This window comes from Pseudorhizobium xiangyangii, from assembly GCF_020531965.1.
Classification (GTDB): domain Bacteria; phylum Pseudomonadota; class Alphaproteobacteria; order Rhizobiales; family Rhizobiaceae; genus Neorhizobium; species Neorhizobium xiangyangii.
The window spans coordinates 199,179-207,983 of the sequence record NZ_JAJAWH010000007.1; the positions used below are offsets into that span (position 1 = coordinate 199,179).

At 60.4% G+C, this 8,805-nt stretch carries 10 protein-coding genes; 4 read left to right on the forward strand and 6 right to left on the reverse strand.

The annotated features are described in order from the left end of the window. Position 1: 1 nt before the first annotated feature. The 3 genes from LH464_RS08420 to LH464_RS08430 form a co-directional block, all read right to left on the reverse strand. Positions 2-304: a 4a-hydroxytetrahydrobiopterin dehydratase gene (locus tag LH464_RS08420; protein WP_226785931.1), complete on the reverse strand. Its 303-nt coding sequence runs from the start codon at positions 302-304 to the stop codon at positions 2-4. Positions 305-315: 11 nt separating this feature from the next. Beyond that, positions 316-903, reverse strand: a complete 588-nt coding sequence (gene thpR, locus LH464_RS08425; RefSeq protein ID WP_226785932.1) for an RNA 2',3'-cyclic phosphodiesterase — start codon at positions 901-903, stop codon at positions 316-318. Between the two features lie 66 nt (positions 904-969). After that, a complete protein-coding gene (locus LH464_RS08430) occupies positions 970-1,614 on the reverse strand; it encodes an arylesterase (protein WP_226785933.1) in 645 nt (214 codons plus the stop codon). Between the two features lie 75 nt (positions 1,615-1,689). Here LH464_RS08430 and LH464_RS08435 point away from each other — a divergent pair, with 75 nt between their 5' ends. The 4 genes from LH464_RS08435 to LH464_RS08450 all read left to right on the forward strand — a co-directional run bounded on the left by LH464_RS08435 (position 1,690) and on the right by LH464_RS08450 (position 6,594). Continuing rightward, positions 1,690-2,400, forward strand: coding sequence for an ABC transporter ATP-binding protein (locus tag LH464_RS08435; RefSeq protein WP_226785934.1), 711 nt, complete (start codon positions 1,690-1,692; stop codon positions 2,398-2,400). Next, positions 2,397-4,940, forward strand: coding sequence for an ABC transporter permease (locus LH464_RS08440; RefSeq protein WP_226785935.1), 2,544 nt, complete (start codon positions 2,397-2,399; stop codon positions 4,938-4,940). The genes LH464_RS08435 and LH464_RS08440 overlap by 4 nt, the downstream gene beginning before the upstream one ends. 211 nt (positions 4,941-5,151) lie before the next feature. Then, a complete protein-coding gene (locus tag LH464_RS08445; RefSeq protein WP_226785936.1) occupies positions 5,152-5,889 on the forward strand; it encodes a Bax inhibitor-1/YccA family protein in 738 nt (245 codons plus the stop codon). A 147-nt stretch (positions 5,890-6,036) separates the two neighbouring features. Then, positions 6,037-6,594, forward strand: a complete 558-nt coding sequence (locus LH464_RS08450) for a GNAT family N-acetyltransferase (protein ID WP_226785937.1) — start codon at positions 6,037-6,039, stop codon at positions 6,592-6,594. Here the strand turns inward: LH464_RS08450 and LH464_RS08455 are convergent. From LH464_RS08455 to LH464_RS08465, 3 genes are all read right to left on the reverse strand, one after another. Beyond that, positions 6,591-6,977 carry a DUF2794 domain-containing protein gene (locus LH464_RS08455; RefSeq protein ID WP_226785938.1) on the reverse strand — a complete coding sequence of 129 codons (387 nt, stop codon included), beginning with the start codon at positions 6,975-6,977 and terminating at the stop codon, positions 6,591-6,593. The genes LH464_RS08450 and LH464_RS08455 overlap by 4 nt on opposite strands. Before the next feature lie 259 nt (positions 6,978-7,236). Next, a complete protein-coding gene (locus tag LH464_RS08460) occupies positions 7,237-7,986 on the reverse strand; it encodes a DUF1223 domain-containing protein (protein WP_226785939.1) in 750 nt (249 codons plus the stop codon). Between the two features lie 159 nt (positions 7,987-8,145). Next, a partial coding sequence (locus LH464_RS08465; protein WP_226785940.1) for a sulfite exporter TauE/SafE family protein occupies positions 8,146-8,805 on the reverse strand: 660 nt, incomplete at its 5' end.

Sequence of the window (8,805 nt, forward strand, 5' to 3'; positions counted from 1 at the left end):
TTCAATCACGTCGACGCGTCGCGGCACGGTCCATAGCCCGCGCCAGCTTGAAATCTTGCGCCGTCAGGCCGTCAACGTCGTGGGTTCTCAACACCACTTCGACGCGGGAATAGACGTTCGACCATTCCGGATGGTGGTTCATGCGCTCGGCCAAGAGCGCGCATTCCGCCATGAAGCCGAACGCCTCGGCAAAATTCCTGAGCTTGAAGCTCTTGGAGATCGCGCCGCTGTCCCGAAGCGCCCAGCCATCCAGCCCTTCAAGCTCGCTTTCGATTTCCGGCCCGGTCAGTTTCTCGTAAGGCATGGTCCTCCGATCTAGATAAAGCTCTTCATCGGCTCCACGGAAGAGTGGTTGGTACCCATGTCGGCCTCGTACAGAGGGAAGCCTTCCTCGATGATGTAGGGCCCGCCCCCAACCGATTCCTTCGAGGACATCAGTACGAAACGCCCGACCTTGAAGGGCAACGTATGGAAATCACCTCGACCGGACAGATAATGAACAACGTCGTCGAGGCGGCATGCCTTCAGGCGCGCCAGCGTCACATGCGGCATGAACTTGCGGGGATCGGGTGGCAAGCCGATGCGCTGGCAAATCCGTTCGATCTCGGCCTGCATTGCCGACATCTCCTGGGAGGGGGAAACGCCGGCCCAGATGGAGTGCGGCTTCTTCGACCCGAATGACCCGATACCGTTGAGACTGACCTGGAATTCGGGTCTTTCGATCCGGTCGAGCCGGTCGACAATCTCGTCCGCGGTGCGATTATCGATGTCGCCGATAAATCGTAAGGTGATGTGGTAATTCTCCACATCGATCCACCGCGCCCCCGGAAGTCCCCCCCGCAGAAGAGAGAGCGACATCGCGATATTGCGCGGAATTTCGAGGGCGGTGAAAAGTCTCGGCATGGGGACCTCCTCGATTCTCTTGCGATTGCTAACAGCGAATCACGAGGTCCGGTTCCGTGCAAGCAGTTATTTCTTTGTATTTTGGATGTCCCCTAAGAACTTTTCGACGGTCGGCAGCGAGCGTTCGACCATGATTCCAACGCCCTTCGCATTGGGATGCATGCCATCCTCCAGCTGTGTTCCCTGAACAGTCACGACGCCATCCAGGAAGAAGGGATAGAGCGGAACACCATATTTCGCCGCAAGTCGGGCATAGATCCCGTTGAAACGCTCCGCATACTCGCCGCCCATATTCGGAGGAGCCATGATGCCGACCAGCAAGACTGGAATATTGCGCTCCTTCAGCCGGGCAAGAATGCTGTCGAGGTTTTTTTCCGACTGCTCCGGCGCGATCCCGCGCAGGGCATCGTTGGCCCCGAGTTCGAGGATGACGCCATCCGTGCCGTCAGGCACCGACCAATCGACGCGGGACAGGCCACCCGAGGTCGTATCGCCCGAGACGCCCGCATTGGTGACGACGACATCCTTTCCCGTGGCCTTCAAGGCTGTTTCGAGTTGCGCCGTGTAGGACTCGCTCGGGGCCAGTTCGTATCCGGCCATCAGACTGTCTCCGAAACCTACCAGCTGAACTGCCGACTGCTGGGCACTTGCCGGACCTAAGAAGATTGCCGACATGACGAGGAAGTGAAGGAGAATTGCTTTCAATCTCAAGGCCCGTTTCCTAAATTTGCGCTGCCGTGGCGCGCTCCGGTCTGTTACTGAAAGTTCAATATAGGAAGCTTTGTTTTGACTGAAACCATTATCGAGCTGAAGCAGGCGGATCTTACCCTCGGCAGCGCCGCAGCCTCCGTGCATGTTCTGAAACAGATCGACCTGAAGGTCGATCGAGGCGAAGCAGTCGGCATCATCGGCCCTTCGGGATCCGGCAAGTCGACGCTCCTTATGGTCCTCGCCGGTCTTGAACGCTTGGACAAAGGCGAAATCCACATAGCCGGTGAACCGCTTCATTCGCTTTCCGAAGATGCGCTTGCCGATTTCCGCGGGCGCAATATCGGCATCGTCTTTCAGTCCTTTCACCTGATTGCCAACATGACGGCGCTGGAGAACGTTGCCGTTCCACTCGAACTGGCAAACGTGCGCGATCCCTTCGAGATCGCCAGACGTGAACTGACGGCCGTGGGGCTCGGAGAGCGCCTTAGCCACTATCCGGGGCAATTGTCCGGTGGAGAACAGCAACGGGTTGCCATTGCCCGCGCCCTTGCACCGTCGCCGCTGGTGCTGATCGCCGATGAGCCGACCGGCAATCTCGATACCGAGACCGGGCGTCAGATTGCCGATCTCCTGTTCTCCAAGCAGGCCGAACGCGGCATGACCATGCTGCTGGTTACCCACGACAACGCCCTTGCGGCCCGCTGCACTCGCCAGATTCGCGTCCGCTCCGGTGAAATCGTCGACGATTCCTGCGGCGCCACCCTGGCAGCGGCGGCCTCCGCATGAACTCGATCGCCCCTCGAATTGCGATTTCCTGGAAACTGGCCCTGCGGGAGATGCGCGGCGGCCTTTCAGGCTTCTACATCTTCCTTGCGTGCATCGCCCTTGGCACAGGCGCGATCGCTGCGGTCAATTCCGTGTCCCGCGCCATCACCGGCGCCATTGCGAACCAGGGCCAGGAAATTCTGGCCGGCGACATCCGCTTCGAACTCGACAATCGCGAGGCGAACACGGAGGAACTGGCATTCCTGAAGGGCCTCGGAGATCTTTCCGTTTCCACCGGCCTGCGCTCCATGGCGCGGGTTCCGGGCGGCGGTGATCAGGGGCTGGTCGAACTGAAGGCGGTGGATGACGCCTATCCGCTCTACGGCACGTTTGTAGCCGAGCCGAACCGACCGCTCGCCGAACTTCTGCAACAGGAAGGCGAACTGTTTGGGGCTGTCGCCGCTCCCCTGCTTCTCGACCGTCTTGGCCTGCAAACCGGCGATGAGCTTCTTCTGGGGAATGCCCGATTGCGACTGACGGCAACTGTAACCACAGAGCCCGATGCTGTTTCGGAGGGCTTTGGCTTCGCCCCGCGTCTCCTGATTAGCCGCGACGCGCTCGTCGCTTCCGGCCTCGTCCAGACTGGCAGCCTGGTGGAACATGCCTACAAGATCCGCCTCGATGATACGGGTCTGCGCAACCTCCTGCCGGCCCGCGCATCGGCGGAATTCCCCAATGCCGGCTGGTCGATCCGCACCAGCGACCGAGCCGCGCCATCACTGACAGAGAATGTCGAGCGCTTCTCGCAGTTCCTGACGCTGGTCGGCTTGACGGCTCTGATTGTCGGCGGCGTCGGCGTAGCAAATGCCGTCAGGGCTTTTCTTGATGCCAAGCGGACGACGATCGCCACGTTCAAGTGCCTCGGTGCACCAGCCTCGGTGGTCACGTTCATCTACCTGATCCAAATCCTGCTGCTGGCGGCCATCGGCATCCTCGCCGGACTTGCCATCGGAGCAATAGCGCCCTTCATCGCGATCCGTTTCCTGGATGGCGTTCTTCCAGTCCCCAAGGAAATCGTCTTCTATCCCGGCGCACTGGGCATGGCCGCGGTATTCGGGCTTCTCATCACTTTCGCCTTTTCCGTACTGCCGCTCGGGCACGCACGGGAAGTGCCTGCAACCGCACTTTTCCGCGAGCAGAGTTTCGATGATGCCCGGTTCCCTTCCTGGCCCTATGTGCTTGCCGCAGCAGCCGCGCTTGGTGCGCTCGCCTTCCTCGCAATCGTAACGGCCGAGGAACGTTTCGTGGCGGGCGTGTTCCTGGCGGCAGTGGCCGCCGCCTTCATCCTTCTGCGCCTGGTCGCGATGTTGATCGCGACGGTTGCTCGGCACAGCCCGCGCGTCAATTCGCCCGCCCTGCGCCTTGCGATCGGCAATATCCATAGGCCCGGCGCACTGACCCCATCGGTCGTGCTGTCGCTGGGCCTCGGGCTTGCCCTCCTTGTCACCCTTGCGCTGATCGACGGCAACCTGCGCAACCAACTGACCGGGCGCATCTCCGAGCAGGCACCGAACTTCTTCTTCGTCGATATCCAGAGCGCCGAGGTGGACGGCTTCAGGCAGGTACTGAAAGAGCAGGCACCCGAGAGCAAGGTCTTCGAGGTGCCCATGCTGCGCGGCCGCATCCTGGCTTTTAATGGCAAGGACGTCAGCCAGATGAACGTGCCGCCCAGCGGCCGTTGGGTGCTGCGCGGCGATCGCGGCATCACTTACGCCAAAAACAAGCCGGAAAGTTCGACGCTGACGGCCGGCGAATGGTGGCCGGCCGATTACACGGGCGAACCACTCGTTTCCTTCTCGGCGGAAGAGGCCGGGGAACTGGGCCTGAAGCTCGGCGATACGGTCACCGTCAACGTGCTCGGCCGCAACATCACCGCCAGGATCTCGAGCTTCCGCAATGTCGAATGGGAATCGCTTTCCATCAACTTCGTCATGGTCTTCTCCCCCAACACGTTCACCGGCGCTCCGCATGCGTGGCTCGCAACCCTGACCGACCGGTCCGCCTCGGCGGCGAAGGAGGCGGAGATCCTGCGCGCCGTGACCCATGCCTACCCCACCATCACCAGTGTTCGGGTGAAGGATGCGATCGACATCGTCGATCAGCTTGCCGGCCAGCTCGCGACCGCCATACGGGCATCCGCTGCCGTGGCGCTCATCGCTTCCGTACTCGTCCTTGCGGGCGCACTTGCCGCGGGTAACCGCGCCCGCACCCATGATGCCGTCATCCTGAAGACGCTCGGCGGCACGCGGGGACTGCTGATCAGGGCATTCAGCTATGAGTACATGATCCTGGGTGCCGCGACCGCAACCTTCGCCCTTGTCGCGGGCGGTTTGGCGGCGTGGTATGTCGTCAGCCGTATCATGAACCTGCCGTCGGTCTTCCTGCCGGATGTCGCTGTGGTGACGCTGCTGGGAGCCCTTGTCCTGACCGTAGGGATCGGCCTGATCGGGACATGGCGCGTGCTGGGACAAAAGGCAGCGCCTGTCTTGCGAGAGTTGTGACCTCTCTCGTGCCGGGATTCGGATCACTTCCACGTCAAGCCGGGCCCTGCAAAGGGCCCTGAACCCCTGATTCGATGCATTCAGGACGAGGAGTACTTGTAGAAAAGGGGATATCGCATCATATTTGATGCAGGCTTGCTGAGCTCCGCAGCGGCGCCCGGGATCATGGTCCCGACACCGTGACCAACTACGGAGCTTGAGAGAGGATACTATGGCTGACTTCAACAACTACCAGAACCGAATGGCGCAAGGCCGTGCGCAGACGGGCGCGTTGATAGACGAGGGCCTTCGCGCCTATATGCTCAAGGTTTACAACCTGATGGCACTCGGCTTGGCCATCACCGGCTTGGCAGCCTATGGCACCTACGCTCTGGCGGCTTCCAATCCGGCCTTCGCTAACCTTCTATTCGCTTCCCCGCTCCGGTGGGTGATCATGCTGGCTCCGCTGGCTCTGGTCTTCTTCCTGAGCTTCCGCATCAATTCGATGAGCGTCGGCGCGGCCCAGACCACCTTCTGGATCTACGCGGCATTGATGGGTCTCTCCCTGTCCTCGATCTTTCTCGTGTTCACCGGTGAAAGCATCGTGCAGACGTTCTTCGTAACGGCCGCCTCGTTCGGCGCCCTGTCGCTCTACGGCTACACGACGAAGAAAGACCTGTCGGGCATGGGCTCGTTCCTGATCATGGGCCTCTTCGGCCTGATCATTGCCTCGATCGTCAATATCTTCCTGCAGTCGTCCGCGATGGGCTTTGCCATCTCGGCGATCGGCGTGCTGGTCTTCGCAGGCCTCACCGCCTACGACACACAGAAGATCAAGGAAATGTACTTCGACGGCGATGACGTCGCGGTTGCTGGCCGCAAGGCCATCATGGGTGCCCTCACCCTGTACCTCGACTTCATCAACCTGTTCATGTTCCTCCTGCAGTTCATGGGTAATCGCAACAATTAATCCCGGCGGAACAATTGATTTAAAAGGCGGCTCTCGGGCCGCCTTTTTTGTTGCTCGGCGTGTGGGTGCTGCATATCTCCTGAAAATCAATTTCCGATTTGGGGCCGATGCTATAGGCTCGGTCTGGTTTATCCATTGTGCCCGCCCATGACCTTTACCCTCCGCGACGCTTGCCCCGCCGATCTCGCCCATATCACCGCCATCTACACGGATAGCGTCCTGAACGGCACCGCCAGCTATGAACTCACTCCGCCTAGCGAAGCGGAGATGGAAGAACGTTTCCTGGCGATCACATCGAAAGGCTACCCTTACATCGCGGCCGAGAGCCCGGACGGCCAGCTTCTCGGATACGCCTACGCCTCGGCGTTCAGGACGCGCCCCGCCTATCGCTGGCTTGTCGAGGACTCGATCTATCTGGCGCCTGAGGCCCGGGGAAAGGGTATCGGAAAGGCGCTGCTCGCCGAACTCATCGCGCGTTGCACGACGCTGGGCTTCCGACAGATGGTTGCGGTGATCGGTGGCGCCAGCCCATCATCGGTTGCCGTGCACCGCGCATTGGGCTTCGAACTGACGGGCACGTTGAAGGGCACCGGCTTCAAGCATGGACGCTGGCAGGACACTGTCCTGATGCAGATCGAACTCGGCGACGGGGCGACAACCGATCCGGATCCGGAAACCTATCCGGGTACGCTATATCCTGGCTAGTCGACTAGCTTCAGCACCTTGTCGAACACCTTGAGCACCTGCGGCAGTTCATGCCCACGCTTGAGGATCGTCCCGTGTGTGTTCATCACGCAGTACTGACCCTGCTTGGTATGGAGCTTGGGATTTTTTTCGATGCTGTAGAGCGGCATTTCGCCCGAACGCTTGAAGATCGAGAAGAGGGCCCGGTCCTTCAGGTGGTCGATGGCGTAGTCCTTCCACTCGCCCTCGCCGACCATGCGGCCGTAGATTCTTAGTATGGCATCCAGTTCACGCCGATGGAACGTGACCGGCGCTGGATCTCGGTTTTGACGGTATTCGGTGAGGCTGACGACCATATCGTCCTGGACGCGGCGGCTGCCAGGCAAATCCGGTTGATCCGTCATCACGACTCCGTTGATGATGTCAGTAATATGACAGTCTGCCTCAACAGAGGTAAAATGCAACTGTGAAGATGCCAATACCGGGCCCAGGTGAGGTTTTTATTCTCGCCCCATTTCGAACAAAAGACCGCCCGATTCCCGGACAACATTCACTTCTGTTGGTTGGCCCATCTGGCGCCAATAGGTTCGGCCCGGTTACATTGACCCTTACCCCCAGCCCCCCAATGTTTCCGGGCCGAACCGCTTCCCCATTTTCCGGGCGCTAGTAGCGCTTGTGTCCTGCCATCAAAACGGTTGCGCCGATGATCGCCGCAGGTTCGCCCGCTGGCCCTGAGGCCTGAAGAAGGATGGCACAACCATCTTTCTTCCACTTGCCCATGAACTTGCCCGGGAGCGAGAGCTTCATGGCCTTGCCGTTCCACATGCCGACTGACTGAACGTCGTAGACGCTATGCCAGTACTCCATTGTCTTGCCGGCATTCTCCCCTTTCGACACCTCGACGCTCTGCTGCTTGGTGAAATAGGCCACAACGACCTCCGCCTCGCCAAGCCCGGCGCCGATTTCAATCTCGATCTCCTTGCCGTGCATGCGCGCCTTGACCGGAACGGAAAGGCCGTGACCCTCTAGCTTCAGGGCGTCTATCGTTGAGTTGATGGTGGCCAGTTCTGTGCCCTTGACGTGATCACGCCCGTTGATCACTGCCTGCGGCGTGTAGACACCGCTTCTGCCGAGGGATTGCGCGTAACCGTATTGCCGCTCGGTATTGGCCTTCGAGCTTAACGTGTCGGTCCAGCCGAGATAGTTCCAGTAGTCGACGTGGTAGGACAGAGCCACCACATCGCCCTGGCGAATCAGCTGCTTCAGGGCGGCATCTGCCGGCGGGCAGGAGGAGCATCCCTGCGATGTGAAAAGCTCGACCACGCCCTTTGGAGCTATACTCTCCCCCGCGAACGTTGGGCCGGTCACCAGGATGCCGGCAAGAATGATCGCTCTGCGGATGATGGGCAGCATGAAACCCGGACCTCTTCAACTTACACTTGTTAGCCTTGGCTGATCGTGATGATCAAGAGGCCAACGCAGAAGCAGACAACGTAACTGCGCGAGCGGCTCAAGAGGAAGTAACGATGGGGTGAGTTCACCAGATAGGGCCGGCATGGATATCGACTCTGCTCACGTCAGTTGCTGCAGTCCCTGGACGAGGTAGACGGTGCCGACGCCGGTCACGATCCAGCGCGTCCAGTCCCGAAAGTTCGCGTCGGTGATGCGCTGCAGGATGCCGTTTCCGGCACGAGCGCCGAGAACGGCGATCGGCGCGGCGATGACGACGGAGATCCAGTCGGTGGCGGGCAGTGCCGAGGCAGCGTTCCAGTAGAAGGCCACCTTGGCGAGATGCGACAGGGTCTGGATCGATGCCTTGGTGGCAATGATCTTGCGCCGGTCCATCTTCGTGCGGATGAAGAAGATGTCGACCGTCGGCCCGGCGACGCCGACGCTGAGCGTCAGTGCTCCGGAAAGCAGGCCGCAGATGAAGGCATGCGAGGGGCGCGACGCATCGAGACGTAGATGCCTGACCGGCAACCAGACGAGGATGGGCATCAGGCCGACACCGATGAGAACCACCGTCAGGTTCGGCGTATAGTCGATGAACAACAGTACCGATGCGGCAGCCGCAACGCCCATGCACAGGGTGCCGAGGATCTTCCAGTCGATGTAACTGCGGGAAAACCAGGCACGTGAGCCGTTCGACACCGTCTGGATCACACCGTGGATCGCGATGGCGGTGCCGACCGGATAGAGAAACAGCAGGATCCAGAGCAGGATCAGCCCGCC